The sequence below is a fragment of the Gammaproteobacteria bacterium genome (assembly GCA_029881255.1).
Taxonomy (GTDB): Bacteria; Pseudomonadota; Gammaproteobacteria; order S012-40; family S012-40; genus JAOUMY01.
In genome coordinates this window covers 139,833-155,232 of the sequence record JAOUMY010000004.1, presented here as the reverse complement: position 1 = coordinate 155,232, position 15,400 = coordinate 139,833, and the positions used below count along the sequence as shown (strand labels likewise).

Here is a 15,400-nt window from a genome sequence, read left to right as displayed (position 1 = left end):
CCTATTCTATTTAAGTACTGGCTGTTGATGCTCTCCAGACCAATACCAATTTCTATAACCTTGACGAATTACCACGCCACCAAGATGTCTGACATAGTTTTCATTGATCATCAGCCAATTCGATTCTCCACTAAGCAGCTTTTTCCCGAATTCTGTTAGTGACAACCGCATCCGCCGCATTGGATTGTCATCCGGATAGCGGTCGACTATTTCTATCGCGGCATTCTTGCATTGCCAAAGTGGACGTATCCCGGTAAGCAACATAATGTCTCCAAGATATGGCAATGGCTCTAACTCTGACATCAATAGATTAAATATGGCACCTGGTCTCAATGGCCCATGCTCGGCAAGAATCGTAAGGACGAGGTGCTCGGTTAGACCGAGACCATTTCCCCTCCAGGGTAGCTCCATAAGCATGCGTCTTACGGCAGCCTGCAAGTGCGGAAGCGGAACTTGTGGCTCCTCCGTTAGTTGCCATAAGGTTATCGGGTCACTGGCAACAAAACCTTGCCACACGCGCGCGCCATAGGCTAGCATCGCCGCTGTTACCTCGACCCGCCGAGGCCACAAGGCAAGCAACACTTCCGGCGTCTGCGTCAGTTGCCCAATGCCGATGAATTTTTTAACGCCAGGGAAGCGATCAATTTGAATACACTCAATGGTAATGTCAAATAGATCCAGATTCGACAAATGCGCGAATACATAGGCTTTGCACAATTGATCAAAGGGATCATGTTCAAACCACAGTACTATGCGTTGATAATTCTTTGTCAGGTTATGAAGGGTGCGCTCAACGTGCAAAATCTCCTGTTCAGTGTTTTCAATTCTTTCCTTAGCAATATCGCTTGGTAAATCGTTTTGATAATTGTTACGGATAAATTCTGTACGCGTAGAGACAAAATATTCTAATGGTTCATAGTGCGGCACTGGACCCTGCGGAAACGGATTGCTGATTTCAAGATAGTCCCCAACAAAACCGCATTGCTTAAGCGACTCTTGTATATCGGTACCACATCGAATGTGCAAGGTTTTGAGTTTCTCATCCGGTCGAAATACATTATTGCCGAGGAATTCTAATGCCCTGTCCACCTGCTCTATGTGAGCTTTTAGTTTTGCCCAACTTGCCAGACCATTTTCTTTTGCAATCACCAATTGAGCATCGGCAAGCTTGTATTGCTCAGGCGATTTAGTATGGTACTGCATGATTCGTTTCAAAACTTCCGGAGAAGACGACTTTACCTGTCTGAGTAATTTCTTGGCGTCTTTCCTGAGTTTTTCCAAAGAAAGTTTCTTAATACGCATCGGTTCACTGGAAACCAACATACGCGCATCTATCAACTCAGGTTTGAAATCAGTGTTACTTGCTAAGGGGTGATGACGTCTAAATTGTGCGATCGCGCCGGCATCACCCGCAAAATACCTATTAAGCAGACTTACCGCCTTTTCCTGATTGCTATTACGTAGTGCTTCAGTCGGTTCAGGTACACAATACAGACTCGTCTCGGCCGACAAGCCGGAATGTTCTTTAGACATACGATTCTCCTTCTGTCCGTATCCGCCCGACGGGAAAAAATCGTATTTGATGAATTGTAATAAAGCGAATTCTCGTTGGGCTCAGCCCTTTCTGCGGATAAGTGGCGTTCGAGAGACACCAGGACACTTTAGCTGCTCGGCTACCCGAATGTCAATTGTGGCTTAACTACACGACGAAACAAGTTTTCCCCTTAACGAGCACCTGTCGTATAGCGGTTTGCTCATATCGGCGCTAAACTACGATTCCGTGAATTAGTGCGATGAATTGCGTCTAGCCATGAATCTCTTTGCAGAAAAAATTCCCTTACCCCAATTGATTTTGCTAGGCCTAGTCTCGCTAGTGGTATTAATCAATACCCTATTCGAGCAATCACTTGTTGAACTGTTGCCTTATGAACGCGAGTTGATTGCTGAAGGAGAGTATTGGCACATGTTGAGCGGACACTTTATGCACCTGACCTGGGGGCATTTGTGGATGAACTTGGCGGGTTTGATTTTTATATTCTATTTCTTTGGTAGCCTCATTTCGGCTACGCATTGGGCGATATTGATTTTCTTTTCTGGTATGTTTATCAGTATTGTTTTGTATTTCACACAACCGACATTACACAGCTATGTTGGGCTATCTGGCGTGCTCCACGGACTTTTCATCGCAGGTGGCATTGCAGATCTCAAGCCGCGTCGCAAAGAAGCCATCCTGTTTTTAATATTTATTATTGGAAAATTGCTGTATGAACAAATTCAGGGGCCACTCCCAGGCTCCGAGGAAAGTGCTGGTGGCCCTGTATTAGTGGACGCCCATTTTTATGGAGGTGTTGCAGGGGGAATCTATATGTTGGGTGTATATGCGAAACAGTATTTGAGAAAGACAACTTAACGGGATTTATTGGTTTGCACCAATCTGTCGGCAAGAATTCTGGCCACGTTGCGCATAATTACATAACCGATACGTGGCTGTTTTTTGATGACTTCATGAAAAATTTCTGCATATAACTGTAACAACACACAGTCCTGCGCTGCCATTACCGTTGCTGTGCGTTTGACGTGTTTTACCAGACTGATCTCTCCGACGACTTCGCCGGCACGCATGGTGTGTACGACGCCAACGCCATCTACTTTGATCTGCATCTCACCAGACAGTAGTATAAACATACTTTTTCCAGGGTCGCCCTGTTTAAAAAGCACGTCGCCATCACGCGCAGCAGCACTGGTGCACATGCCCAGCACTTTAAAATATTCATCTTCCAGAAGGCCATTGAAACACGGAATTTTCTTCAGTATTTGAACGGCTTTAGCTCTGGCGATGACTTTTTCCGAAACCCTTCCACTCACATCCTGTCCCGTTAGAAAAGTCCAACCGGGTATATAGTCGGCAGCATAGTATGCAAACTGTAGAAACAGCTTAAAGAAGTAAGGATGTTAAGCATTTAAATTAGGCCGACAAACCAAATACTTAATCGAGTCCCTACTACCTAACTTACCCATTAGCGATTGTTGTACAACTCCATAACCTCACGCTCAATAAGGTTTCGTGTTTCTTTGGCGGCATCGTTTCGACGTTGTTCCAGATCATTTAAATAGGCTTCGGTGATATCACCTGTCACATATACCCCGTCAAAACAGGACGCATCAAAGCCTTGCACGCCTGAACTTTTCTCGTGTATTACGGCGGCGACCAGATCTTCCAGATTCTGATACACCAACCAGTCTGCACCTATCGCCTGGGCGATTTGCGCATCGTCGCGGTTATGCCCTATCAGCTCTTCCTTAGTCGGCATGTCTATTCCGTATACGTTCGGAAATCGCACCGGAGGCGCAGCTGAGGCAAAAAACACCTTGTTCGCGCCGGCCTCTCTCGCCATTTGTATAATTTGGCCTGATGTTGTTCCGCGCACGATGGAATCGTCGACTAACAGTACATTCTTGCCGCGAAACTCCAGATCTATCGCATTCAATTTTTGCCGAACGGATTTTTTGCGCTGTTTTTGTCCGGGCATGATGAACGTGCGGCCAATATAACGATTCTTGATAAAACCTTCCCGGTATTTAATGCCCAGAGAATTCGCCAACTGCAGGGCTGTAGTTCGACTGGTATCGGGTATAGGAATAACGACATCAATGTCTTCATGAAGATTCGCTTTTTCTATCTTGCGCGCCAGATATTCTCCCATGCGCAAACGCGCCTTATACACAGAAATCCCATCGATAATCGAATCAGGACGAGCGAAATACACGTACTCAAAAATACAGGGAGAATACTGCGTTTTTTCCGCACATTGCCGTTTCGCCAATGTGCCGTCTTTGCCAAAAAACACCGCCTCGCCCGGCGCAAGATCTGCGATCAATTCAAAATCCTGAGAATCCAGTGCTACGCTTTCCGAGGCAACCATGTATTCTGTGCCTTCAGGAGTTTCACGCTTACCATATACCATAGGTCGAATACCAAAGGGGTCACGAAATCCGACGATGCCATAGCCGGTGATCATGGCCACAACGGCATAGGCGCCACGGCATCGTCGATGCACACCTTTTACTGCGTCAAAAATATCGTCTGCAGTGATTTTCAGTTTACCTAAAGCCTGCAATTCATGAGCAAATACATTGAGCAGGACCTCTGAATCCGAGTCCGTATTGATATGGCGTAAATCTTCCCGATATAGATCTTCCATCAGCTGATGGGTATTGGTGAGATTACCGTTGTGCGCCAAAGTAATACCGTAAGGAGAATTCACATAAAACGGTTGCGCTTCCGAAGTGGACGAAGAACCTGCCGTAGGGTAGCGCACGTGACCAATGCCCATATAGCCGGTTAGTTTGATCATGTGTCTTGCGGCAAATACGTCCCGCACAAGACCATTATCCTTACGCAGATGTAGTCGCCCCATATCGCAGGTAACGATACCGGCCGCGTCTTGACCTCTGTGTTGCAAGACGGTCAATGCGTCATATAACGATTGATTCACGTCACGTTTGGCGACTATGCCGGCAACTCCGCACATACGTATTCTCCGGTGTTAGTTATAAACGATTCCAGCTGCGGCATCAGGTGGAAGATATTCGCGCAGCCAGGATGCCATTTGTTCAAAATGACTAAGTAAACGGGATTCCTGCCACCATCTTTCCTTTGGTAGTTCAGTAATTCCCGCCAGTAGCACTAATACTGAGACAATGACCGCTCCGCGGGCCACACCAAAAATCAAACCTACCATGCGATCCGTGCCACTTAGCCCGGTTTTTTTGACCAAACTGCTCAACAAGACATTCAAAAGCGTGGCCAGAATTAAAGTCACAAGGAATAAAACAATGAAAGCGACGCCAACACGCAGTGAGGGATGGGAAATATACGATTCAAGAAAAAGCGTTCCCAGACCTGTATAGGTAACTGCCACCCAGATAGCCAACACCCATGCCGCAAGGGAAAAGACTTCTTTGGTAAATCCACGCACAAAACTGATTAGGGCCGACAGTAGCAAGATCCCCAGAATCGCTAGATCGAGCGCATTCATACAAGGTATGCCTTTGATTTAATAGATAAATAAGCCACAACACCTTCCGGGCTGATTCTGGGCAAGGCGCATTGTAGCAAAAGACAAACTATGGGGTGAAGTTTTACGGATGTCGTACCACCAACGATTCCAGACCCGTTGTCGATTCGAGCCGTTGCTTTAATTCAACTGCCTTTTTGGCGCTCAATTCAGGCCCTACACGCACCTGCCAAATCGTTTTTCCTGCTTCATTTTTTCGTTCACGCAAGTAGGCAGGATAGTCCGCCTTACGAAGCCGATCGCGTAATTCGAGCGCATTTTTTTCGCTACTAAAACTACCCAGCTGTACCATCCAGGTCATCGCGGCACCCTCGGTAACAACAGTGCTCTCTTGAATGCGAGGCTTATTCGTTGCCTCCTCAGTTGCATTCGTTTTCTGCGCATTATTATCTTGAGCCGGTAGCACTCGGTGTTCATTTTCCAGGGCCTCGCGAATTGACACCGGCTTGCCTTCCTTTACCTGCTCTTTTAGTGAGCGAAATACGCCTTCATTATCCAGTTGAAAAACAACCGTAGCCACATTGTCCGGCATGGAAGGGATGTTTGTGCCTCGGATATTCTCATTAATGTCGTTTTCCTGTTCCAGAATCATAGGAACAAAGATGATTGCCAGGGAAAGCAAAATGATTGCGCCGAGTATTCTCTGTACGAAGGAAATATTATCCATAGTTAATCCGATAGATATTGCAGTGCATCAGAGACTGTGTAGAAAGATCCAAAAACAACTGTCAGCTGTTCAGCAATATTATTTAGCATACTGCCATGAATTGCATCCCTAACATTGGAGTAAACATGAATGTTGTCTTGTTTGACACCGAGTGACATTAAGGTTTCCTTCAAATGCTCTCCACTTCCACCTCTTGCTACTGCTATACCAGCCACATGCCACAACTCTATTCTTGGTAACATCGGTTTTAAAGTCTCAAGGGCATCTTTATCGCGCAACATGCCTACCACAGCCTGCATAGGCGTACCGAGTCCCTCATTCTCTATCGCCGACGCCAAAGCGCGCGCGGCCTGAGGGTTATGGGCTACATCGAGCATGAACATTCGGTTCTGGAATTTCACCATTTGCAAACGTCCGGGTAAGACTGCTGACAACAGGCCATTGCGAATTTCTGCATTACTCAAGGGTAGTTGCTGCTTTAACAAACGAGTCACCATGAGCACGACAGCGGCATTGGTGTATTGATGGACTCCGTTCAACACTGGTTTGGGCAATGCACTAATCCTCTCATCCGCGCTTTGCCAATGCCAGTGCTCTTCGTGCAGGAAGAATGCGAATTCATGGCGTATGCGATACAAAGGAATATGATGCGCCAGGCAATATTCGCTTACTGCGCACGGAGGATCCAAATCACCGCAAACCAAGGGATGATTCTCGCGACCGATACCCAACTTTTCCCTCGCGATACTTTCCCTGTCTGGTCCCAACCAATCCTGGTGGTCAAGATCGACCGTAGTCAACACCGCCACATCGGCATCGAGTATATTCACAGCATCTAGGCGTCCGCCCAATCCTACTTCGAGCACAACAACATCAAGGTTTGCATCGCGAAAAATTTCCAGCGCCGCCAAAGTACCGAATTCAAAATAGGTCAGAGTTATATCACCGCGCGCCTGATCGACTTTTTCGAATGCCTCACACAAGCGTTGGTCGCTGATTTCCACATCGCCAATGCGAATGCGTTCGTTATAGCGCAATAAATGGGGAGATGAATACCAACCGGCACGGAAACCAGCACTGTGGTATATGGCTGACAACATGGCGCACACCGACCCCTTGCCATTGGTGCCAGCGACAGTGATTATCGTTTTGAAGTCTTCACGTGTGAATAGTTTTTGTGCAACTACCTGAAGGCGCTCCAAACCAAGATCTATGTTCTTGGGATGGAGCGACTCCTGCCAAGTCAACCACTCATCCAGCGATGAGAAGCGCATGAAATCACGCGACCGTAGTAGTTGCTTCTTGTTTCGCGGGCTTTTTTAGATGCTCGCTAAGCATTGCCAACATACTGGAGAGCTTATCGCGCATATCTCGCCTGTCGACAATCATATCGATTGCACCCTTTTCGAGTAGAAATTCACTGCGTTGAAACCCTTCGGGCAGGGTTTCACGTACTGTTTGCTCAATTACCCTTGGGCCCGCAAAACCTATCAAGGCCTTAGGCTCTGCGATATTGAGATCGCCCAGCGTAGCGAAACTTGCGGAAACACCACCCATAGTTGGATCGGTCAAGACAGAGATATAAGGTATTCCCTTCTCGCTCAGTTTTGCGAGCGCTGCGCTGGTTTTGCCCATTTGCATTAGGGAGAATAAAGCTTCCTGCATACGTGCGCCGCCACTGGCAGAAAAACAAATAAAAGGAATTCGTTTTTCCAAACTGACGTTGGCGGCACGCACAAATCTCTCGCCGACTACGGATCCCATGGAACCGCCCATAAATTTGAATTCAAATGCGGCTGCGACAACGGGCACCCCTTTAACCGCACCACGCATGGCGATTAGGGCATCTTTCTCACCGGTAGACTTTTGTGCCTGAACAATCCGGTCCTTGTACTTCTTGCTATCCTTGAACTTAAGCAAATCCACTGGCTCAAGATTGGGCGCAATTTCTTCACGACCGTTTTCGTCGAGAAACATTGTCAAGCGACGACGGGCGCCGATGCGCATGTGGTGATCGCACTTGGGACAAACGTCGAGATTGCGCTCCAGTTCAGCCTTAAACAATACCGCGCTACATCCGTCGCACTTGGTCCACAGACCTTCTGGTACGGTGCTCTTTTGATTCGCTTCGGTACGAATTCGTGAAGGTAACAGTTTTTCAAACCAACTCATGTTTTCGTTCCACTACTCCGGTTATTTGCCATCCATCGCCGCGCGCAGTTCTGCCAGAAATGCACCCACTTCGGCGTTAATACTTTCGGGTTTGTCTTGCAAAGACTCTACCCGGGTTACTATCGCACTACCTACGACAACGGCATCGGCAATTGCTGCAACTTTTCGAGCAGAATCCGCATCACGAATTCCAAATCCAACGCCGATAGGTAAATCCGTCATGCGTCTTAATTGATTCAATCGGGCACTGACCTCGTCTACATTCAGACTTTTCACCCCTGTTACACCCTTAAGTGAAACATAGTAGACAAAGCCTCTGGCGTGACTGACGATTTTCTCTATTCGCGCATCGGTACTTGTCGGTGCGAGCAGAAAAATCGGCGCAATATCGTCCTGTTTAAGACACTTGCCCAAATCTTCCCCTTCTTCAGGAGGAAGATCAACAATTAAAACACCGTCGACACCGGCTTTTTTTGCCGCTGTGGTGAAAGTCTGATAACCCATGACTTCAATCGGATTAAGGTAGCCCATTAGAACCACCGGTGTTTCTGCATCGAGTTCGCGAAAACGCTCTACCATCGCCAACACATCGCGCAAGCTGACGCCGTGTTTCAATGCACGCTCGCAAGCGGCTTGAATCACCGGACCATCGGCCATCGGATCAGAAAACGGCACTCCCAGTTCAATTAAGTCCGCACCGGACTCGACCATGCTATGCATCAAGCTTACCGTTATCGTGGGATCTGGATCGCCAGCGGTTACATAAGGAATGAGTGCTTTACGGCCCTGGGCCTTCAAATCGGAAAATCGTTTTTCTATACGGTTCATACTTTCATACCTTCCAGACCTGCTACCGTATGGATATCCTTGTCACCACGGCCCGAGAGGTTTACCAGGATGTTTTTGTCCTTACCCAGCTCTTTAGAAAGTTTGGCCGCATAGGCCAGAGCGTGACTGGATTCCAGGGCAGGGATTATGCCTTCTTTGCGTGTTAGTGCGTGAAAGGCATCGAGTGCCTCGCTATCAGTAACAGCCACATAATTTGCTCGCCCGATATCTTTCAGCCACGCGTGCTCCGGGCCAACGCCAGGATAATCGAGCCCTGCAGAGATCGAGTGTGTTTCAATAATCTGTCCGTTTTCATCTTCCATCAAATAGGTACGGTTGCCATGTAACACACCCGGTGTGCCCGCACAAAGAGGAGCTGCATGACGACCACTATCTAGGCCATCGCCACCGCCCTCAACGCCATAGATAGCCACTTCTTTGTCATCCAGGAAGGGATGGAACAGTCCGATGGCATTAGAGCCACCCCCAACGCATGCCACCAGCGCATCGGGTAACCTTCCGGTCATCTCCTGCATCTGTTTCCGCGCTTCACGACCGATAATGCACTGAAAATCGCGCACCATGGCCGGGTATGGATGCGGACCGGCGACTGTACCAATGATGTAGAAGGTGTTATCCACATTGGTTACCCAGTCACGCATGGCTTCGTTCAAGGCATCCTTGAGTGTCTTGGAACCTGAGGTAACAGGGACAACCTCTGCGCCGAGTAGCTTCATGCGATAGACATTAATCGCCTGACGTTTGACGTCTTCTGCTCCCATATAGACTACACATTCGAGACCCAGACGTGCCGCCACTGTTGCACTGGCTACACCGTGCTGACCAGCACCGGTTTCGGCGATGATACGTGTCTTGCCCATATGTTTGGCTAACAAGGCCTGGCCAATGGTGTTATTAACTTTATGCGCACCTGTATGGTTGAGATCTTCCCGCTTAAGATAAATTTGTGCCCCGCCCAGGTGACGACTCCACCCTTCTGCGTGGTAGATAGGACTAGGACGACCGACGTAGTGGGCCAGGTCACGGTCTAATTCGGCCTGAAAACCGGCATCTTTCTTTAGGCTTTCATAGGCCTGCCGTAGTTCTTCCAGCGGCTCCATCAGGGTTTCCGCTACAAACTTCCCGCCATAAACGCCAAAATGGCCATTAGCATCGGGCATATCAGTCAATTTCATATATTCTGTCACCTTCTCTTACAGCATTTACAAAGTCCTGGATCAGGACTCTGTCCTTTATTCCTTTTTCGATTTCAACACCACTACTAACGTCAACGCCGTAAGGCCTGACACTGCCTATCGCCGCGGCCACATTTTCAGGTTTAAGCCCGCCCGCCAGTATGATCGGAATATCAAGCCCCCGGGGTATCCGATTCCAGTCGAAGGTGTGTCCACTCCCACCGAGCCCTCCATCGGCATGGCTGTCGAGCAAAAACCCTTTAGCAAGAGGATGTCCGGCCATATAGTCTGCTGGGTCAATATTGCCCCCCATAGGCAACGCCTTTATGTAGTGCCGCTGATAGCAGGCACATTCTTGCGCGCTCTCATTACCATGGAATTGCAGTATATCGAGCGGCACCTGGTCGATTATCGGACCGATATCCCGTTCCTGCTGATTCATGAATAAGCCAACTGCGCTTACAAAAGGCGGCAGACGCTGAATGATTGTGGCAGCCTGCTTCGCCCCGATACATCGTGGGCTATTTGGTACGAAGACGAAGCCCAGTGCGTCAGCACCGCACTCTACGGCCGCAGCCGCGTCCTCCCAACGGGTGATTCCACAAATTTTGATACGGGTTCGCACAACGGGTCAGCAATTCATTGAAAAAGGTGGCTAAGATTACCAAACTGGCGAGTCTAGGGAAAGTTGAGGCAGTTTAAATGACTCCGGGTAAGTGATTCTGGCCAAATATAAACCCCAGGGAGGCGCAGTTACGCCGCCAAGATTCCTGTCTCGATGTGCCAGCACTTCCGCAGCCCAAGAATCCTTGGCTTTACCGGCGCCAATATCCATCAAGACTCCAGCAATATTTCTCACCATGTGGTGTAGAAATCCATCGGCTTCAACGTCTATGACGACATACTGGCCATGCCGCGATACGCGAATCCAACGTAACTCGCGCACTGGCTTTTTCGCCTGACATGCCACAGCACGATACGAAGTAAAATCATGTTCGCCCACCAAGGCTTGCGCTGCGCTATGCATTTTATCTGCATCCAGTGCCCGATATTCCCACGTCACACGATGATTGAGCACTGCTGGCCTGATGGCTCGATTCAGTATGATATAGCGATAGCGACGAGCCGTCGCTGAAAAGCGCGCATGAAAATTATCATCCACTTCTTTTGCCCACAAAACACACACTTTTTTCGGAAGATTGGCGTTCGCGCCATAGACCCAGCCACGTAAACTTCTTTCGGCCAATGTGTCGAAATGAATCACCTGCTCGCTGCCATGTACACCAGCATCCGTTCGTCCAGCGCAATGAACTTGTATGGCTTCATCTGCCACCGCTGACAAGGCCTTTTCCACGTCGTATTGTACCGTGTTCTGGGTGTGTCCCTGATACTGCCAGCCACTATATTCAGAGCCGTCGTATTCCACGCCCATAGCAATGCGTTGTTTGGTGTTCTCAGTCATATTGCAGCTTCAAGTGTCATCATTGCCAAACCAATAGCCACCGGTACAAGCCAAGCAAGCACGGACGGTGGCTCACCTGTATCCACGACAATTTCTTCTCTATGGTGCTCTTGCATCAGTGCGTTTTCAAATCGTTGCTGCAATGTTTTGGCTGCCAAATCTAATCGTTGTGAGAAATTACCAGTTTCAATCGACGGCTGGGTCTGTCGTTTCTCACCGCTACCCTCAAGCGCATATTCCATTGTGAGCAAGGTGCGTAAGACTAATCGATCGATATCACACCCAACGCCATTAAGCGGACGAAACAACCAGTATAAACCGCGCACCAACTCATTTCTGGACAAGGCGTTTAACAACAGGTCAACGGCAATCACAAGCAATAGCAGTATTAACCCTCGCAGAAGGCCAAGCAACAACCCTTCTTTGCTAATAAAATCCAGGTTTGGCAGGACAGGAGCACCGGGTGTCATCGTGGCATAGACCGCCACCAGGGTAAGAAATATCCAACGCAAGCGACGGAGCAAGCGCCAGGTATTTGTTGAAGGTAGCCGTCTAAACATTAGAAAAGCGGAGGTCAGTAAGAATGCACCCGATATCAGGTGCGACCAGTCTCCTGTTGCAAGAACACCGGCGAATACGAAAAATATTACAATAAGGATACTGGGATGCAATGCGACTGGCCAATTCAAATGTGGCCTGAATTATACGTTGATTATTCTAAATTCAAAAATCGTGTGTATTTTAACCGGCTAACGCGAGTAGTTCCTCGGCATCCGAACGCTGCTTGTCATCGCCTTCGGCCTGAACTTCCCTGAGTAACTCAATTGCACCTTGTTTGTCGCCCATTTCAATATAAGCTCGTGCAAGGTCAAGTTTGGTACCGACTTCATCAGCTAGAAGAAACATAGTCGTGTCTTCAAATTCCGCTGCGGACTGGACTGGCGTTTCCGCGTCTTCAGCAAAAATATCGGTTACTTCGGTAACATCCGGTAATTCACCAGTTGCAGATGTGTGCAATTCCAGTTCATCCATGCCCTCAGAGAAAACGTCACTTACATTCTCAGCAACGCTATCCATTGGCAGTGAAACCTCTGGTATACCTGGCTCGCTAACGGGTGAAGAACTTAATAAGGCCGTTAAGGATTTATCTTCTTCGAGAAAAGCATCTGATATCAGATTCTCATCCGTCGATTCATCAAATACGGACATGCTGATGGCTTCGACGTTATTGCTCAAAGTTTCCAGTGGACCAATTTCTTCATCGAATACGACGGTTTCAGCCTCTTCTTCCAACCCTGATGACATTACAGGCGTCGATGCTGCCGCAACATCCACTGTAGTATCGTGCAGGCTACTCATTCCTTCACTGACCGGAACAGTTTCACCATCGAGTCCGAGAGATTGTATGGTCGGCGACTCGGTTGATGCGACATCTGTCAAGTCAGGGATAGTTTCCAGTTCACTGATCGGTGCTGACCTTATCGAATCTTCATTTTCAGCAACTGCAGCAGCCGATTTCATCTGCTCAATCGCACTGTTATCCGACTGAGTTTGTGCGAACTCGACTGCCTGCTGTTCTTCGAACAAACTATCGAGAGCTTCAGCTACCGCGATGCTGTCTTCATGTTCGTCGAGTGGGATAGCAGCAGTGACATCACTGAGTACCTGAGTGCTAGCGATGTCAGTCTGGCCACGCGTTTGTACAGGTTCTTCAGCAACTGTTTTGGAAATACTGGACCCGATATCAGGTTCCTCGAAGTTCTCCAGCATGCTGGTCAAACCACGATCGCTCACCATCGGTTCACTACGCGCTGGGTTCTCTCCCATATCGCCTGGCGCAATACTTTCGAGTTGCGACAATTCCAGATCGCTCATAGCAAGCGAAGGTACATCTTCTTCTCGCAGTGGGTCGGAATCCAGTTTAGACCCAGTATGGGCACTAGCGGTAGAGACACTAGAATATGTTGGTTGGCTAACTGTCGCATCGTCCTCAAACAAACGATCCAGAACAGCATCTGTTGATTCGCCGAACTCTGGAGCGCCTACCGAGTCCAGCTTGGTCTCCTCAGAGAAAACTGAATCATCGCTAACCACTACCTGTGAGAATAACTGGTTATCCGGGCTGACATCTTTGGCCAGTTCTGCTGCCTTACCCCAGAGTGGGTTTTCCCGGTCGCCAGCCAACGCAGCGTAAAACTCTTCTACATAACTATCAAACGAATGCTTGTCGCCCGCCAAAGAAAACACTTCCAATAACTTGAGTTTGAGCTCATGACGCTCTGGATTCTTTTCTATCGCTGGGCGTAGCAGTTCCTTGGCTTTATCGTATTTTCCATAAGCCAGATAAACATCGGCTTCTGAAATCGGATCAATAAACTCGTCCTCATCCGACTCCTCTGGAGGTATTTCCGAAACCCCGAACCCGAGATCACCCTCTGGTTTGGTCTCCAGCTTTTCAACTTCTTTGACTGCCTCGGATTTAACTGCATCGGACTTGTTTTCACTATACAGTTCCTCGTCGTCAAATAGTGGAGTGTTCAAATCACGTTGGCGTGAACGCGTTACGACATAGAAGAATGAGAGGAGAAGAACAACGACTAAGCCCAAGGTAACAATCGTGCGTGTGTCTGAAAAAATATCGATTTCTTTACTCTGCTCTGGCTCTTTTTCAGCCGCTGGAGCCATACCTTCATCGCCGGTATCTACAGAGAGCTGCGTGATGTCTTCCACTTCGCGAGGTGGTGATTCAACTCGTTCCTGCTGCAAAAGCTGCATTTCTTTATCGCGCAGCTCCACCAACTTTTTCATAGACTCAAGTTGAGACTCAAGTGCACTAATCCTACTTCTTAATTCCTGGTTTTCCTGCCTCGATGCCTCAAGCATTTCGTTAGCCATAGCCAATTCGATGCGCGCATGGTTCAGCTCACTTTCAACTTTTTCGCTAAGACTGCTATCGATGCCTTTTGATTGTGATTCTTCCGGACTAGGCGTTACCAGCTTTAGTACCGGCTGCTCCTCCGGACGTGTAGCCGCGAGTTCTTCATCGCTAACTTTGGATTCGCCATGTAATCGTTCGCCTATGGATTCCGCTGCAACAGCGCGCGAGGCAACTTTTTCGCGTTTATAAGCCAACCAATCCTGGTGATGGCGCGCCAGTTCCGCAATAGCCTTGTCCACCGGTATACGCCGGGCAGCATCGATATCATCCAGACGAAGAACACTTCCCTCCTTGAGCATGCTGACATTATTGCCAAAAAATGCCTCGGGATTTTGCTTGTAAAGCGCCATGATCACTTGTTGTAGAGTGAGATCACTGGGCTTAATACTATTGGCAATTTTCCACAAGTTTTCGCCTCGTTTGACAGGCCCGTATTGCAGATTCTCTACCAGTGTCTCCGTAGCGATTTCCGGTTCTTCCGCCAAGGATTCCGTGGCTGAAGGAACGACTTCCATTGGTTTATCGAAGTCCGGTTGGACGTCAGATATGGTCTCCGGTGGTGGTTCATCAAGCCCTGGCGTGGACACAGGCTTTGCTTCTTCCTGTTCAAACACCGGTGGATCTAACAAAATCGTGAATTCACGCAGCAAACGGCCACTAGGCCAGTTCACTTCAATGAGAAAATTCAGAAAGGGCTCGCCGAAAGACTCCAGCGTATAGACACGAATAAAAGCATCACCGTTACTATTCTGATCGACGCGGAACTTGAGATTTTCCTGTATCTCGCCCCGCTCAATACCCATGCGGTTATAGACATCATTCGGTGCTAGATTAACCGATAGGCCCTCGAGCTCGTCAGTGGTCGCGCCGAGCAGGTCGATTTTTGCGTTAAGCGGTTGATTTAATGAAGATTCAAGCGTTATCGCACCTACGCCGAGGGCGAACACGACAGACGGCCCCATACCTGCTAAAACAAGTATGAGACCGATCAAAGTTCTGCTAACAATCTTCCTGCTCAATAATGCATCCATTGTTTAGTCCAGCAACGCCACGGTGGCG

General features: G+C 48.4%; 14 protein-coding genes. 1 reads left to right on the top strand and 13 read right to left on the bottom strand.

Going from position 1 to position 15,400, the window contains the following annotated elements:
* Positions 1-6: 6 nt before the first annotated feature.
* On the bottom strand, positions 7-1,533 hold the full coding sequence (locus OEZ43_10195; protein MDH5545955.1) for a DUF1835 domain-containing protein: 1,527 nt from the start codon (positions 1,531-1,533) through the stop codon (positions 7-9).
* Between the two features lie 277 nt (positions 1,534-1,810).
* On the opposite strand from OEZ43_10195, the gene rrtA reads away from it, so the two are divergent.
* Complete coding sequence (gene rrtA / locus OEZ43_10190) at positions 1,811-2,410, top strand: rhombosortase (protein ID MDH5545954.1); 600 nt, start codon at positions 1,811-1,813, stop codon at positions 2,408-2,410.
* Here rrtA and OEZ43_10185 read toward each other — a convergent pair.
* The 12 genes from OEZ43_10185 to OEZ43_10130 form a co-directional block, all read right to left on the bottom strand.
* Positions 2,407-2,865, bottom strand: a complete 459-nt coding sequence (locus OEZ43_10185; protein ID MDH5545953.1) for a cyclic nucleotide-binding domain-containing protein — start codon at positions 2,863-2,865, stop codon at positions 2,407-2,409. The genes rrtA and OEZ43_10185 overlap by 4 nt on opposite strands.
* A gap of 152 nt (positions 2,866-3,017) precedes the next feature.
* Entirely contained in the window at positions 3,018-4,532 is a 1,515-nt protein-coding gene (purF, locus tag OEZ43_10180; GenBank protein MDH5545952.1) for an amidophosphoribosyltransferase, read from the bottom strand.
* A gap of 15 nt (positions 4,533-4,547) precedes the next feature.
* Entirely contained in the window at positions 4,548-5,039 is a 492-nt protein-coding gene (locus OEZ43_10175) for a CvpA family protein (protein ID MDH5545951.1), read from the bottom strand.
* Positions 5,040-5,142: 103 nt separating this feature from the next.
* Positions 5,143-5,745: an SPOR domain-containing protein gene (locus tag OEZ43_10170; GenBank protein MDH5545950.1), complete on the bottom strand. Its 603-nt coding sequence runs from the start codon at positions 5,743-5,745 to the stop codon at positions 5,143-5,145.
* Between the two features lie 2 nt (positions 5,746-5,747).
* Positions 5,748-7,019 (bottom strand): bifunctional tetrahydrofolate synthase/dihydrofolate synthase, encoded by a 1,272-nt coding sequence (folC, locus tag OEZ43_10165; protein ID MDH5545949.1) that lies wholly within the window; start codon positions 7,017-7,019, stop codon positions 5,748-5,750.
* 4 nt (positions 7,020-7,023) lie between these two features.
* Positions 7,024-7,917 (bottom strand): acetyl-CoA carboxylase, carboxyltransferase subunit beta, encoded by an 894-nt coding sequence (gene accD, locus OEZ43_10160; GenBank protein ID MDH5545948.1) that lies wholly within the window; start codon positions 7,915-7,917, stop codon positions 7,024-7,026.
* 21 nt (positions 7,918-7,938) lie between these two features.
* Positions 7,939-8,745, bottom strand: a complete 807-nt coding sequence (gene trpA, locus OEZ43_10155) for a tryptophan synthase subunit alpha (protein MDH5545947.1) — start codon at positions 8,743-8,745, stop codon at positions 7,939-7,941.
* Positions 8,742-9,941 carry a tryptophan synthase subunit beta gene (gene trpB, locus OEZ43_10150; protein MDH5545946.1) on the bottom strand — a complete coding sequence of 400 codons (1,200 nt, stop codon included), beginning with the start codon at positions 9,939-9,941 and terminating at the stop codon, positions 8,742-8,744. The genes trpA and trpB overlap by 4 nt, the downstream gene beginning before the upstream one ends.
* Positions 9,928-10,566 (bottom strand): phosphoribosylanthranilate isomerase, encoded by a 639-nt coding sequence (locus tag OEZ43_10145; protein ID MDH5545945.1) that lies wholly within the window; start codon positions 10,564-10,566, stop codon positions 9,928-9,930. The genes trpB and OEZ43_10145 overlap by 14 nt, the downstream gene beginning before the upstream one ends.
* 36 nt (positions 10,567-10,602) lie before the next feature.
* The gene (gene truA, locus OEZ43_10140) at positions 10,603-11,403 is read right to left on the bottom strand and encodes a tRNA pseudouridine(38-40) synthase TruA (protein MDH5545944.1); all 801 of its coding nucleotides are present in this window, start codon (positions 11,401-11,403) and stop codon (positions 10,603-10,605) included.
* Positions 11,400-12,092: a hypothetical protein gene (locus OEZ43_10135; GenBank protein ID MDH5545943.1), complete on the bottom strand. Its 693-nt coding sequence runs from the start codon at positions 12,090-12,092 to the stop codon at positions 11,400-11,402. Before OEZ43_10135 ends, truA begins: the two co-directional genes overlap by 4 nt.
* Before the next feature lie 52 nt (positions 12,093-12,144).
* On the bottom strand, positions 12,145-15,372 hold the full coding sequence (locus tag OEZ43_10130; protein ID MDH5545942.1) for a hypothetical protein: 3,228 nt from the start codon (positions 15,370-15,372) through the stop codon (positions 12,145-12,147).
* Positions 15,373-15,400: the final 28 nt, after the last annotated feature.

Bases quoted from the DNA above. Each gene is read 5' to 3' on its own strand.
- OEZ43_10195 (MDH5545955.1), bottom strand. From the start codon at position 1,533: ATGTCTAAAGAACATTCCGGCTTGTCGGCCGAGACGAGTCTGTATTGT.
- rrtA (MDH5545954.1), top strand. From the start codon at position 1,811: ATGAATCTCTTTGCAGAAAAAATTCCCTTACCCCAATTGATTTTGCTA.
- purF (MDH5545952.1), bottom strand. From the start codon at position 4,532: ATGTGCGGAGTTGCCGGCATAGTCGCCAAACGTGACGTGAATCAATCG.
- OEZ43_10175 (MDH5545951.1), bottom strand. From the start codon at position 5,039: ATGAATGCGCTCGATCTAGCGATTCTGGGGATCTTGCTACTGTCGGCC.
- OEZ43_10170 (MDH5545950.1), bottom strand. From the start codon at position 5,745: ATGGATAATATTTCCTTCGTACAGAGAATACTCGGCGCAATCATTTTG.
- folC (MDH5545949.1), bottom strand. From the start codon at position 7,019: ATGCGCTTCTCATCGCTGGATGAGTGGTTGACTTGGCAGGAGTCGCTC.
- accD (MDH5545948.1), bottom strand. From the start codon at position 7,917: ATGAGTTGGTTTGAAAAACTGTTACCTTCACGAATTCGTACCGAAGCG.
- trpA (MDH5545947.1), bottom strand. From the start codon at position 8,745: ATGAACCGTATAGAAAAACGATTTTCCGATTTGAAGGCCCAGGGCCGT.
- trpB (MDH5545946.1), bottom strand. From the start codon at position 9,941: ATGAAATTGACTGATATGCCCGATGCTAATGGCCATTTTGGCGTTTAT.
- truA (MDH5545944.1), bottom strand. From the start codon at position 11,403: ATGACTGAGAACACCAAACAACGCATTGCTATGGGCGTGGAATACGAC.
- OEZ43_10130 (MDH5545942.1), bottom strand. From the start codon at position 15,372: ATGGATGCATTATTGAGCAGGAAGATTGTTAGCAGAACTTTGATCGGT.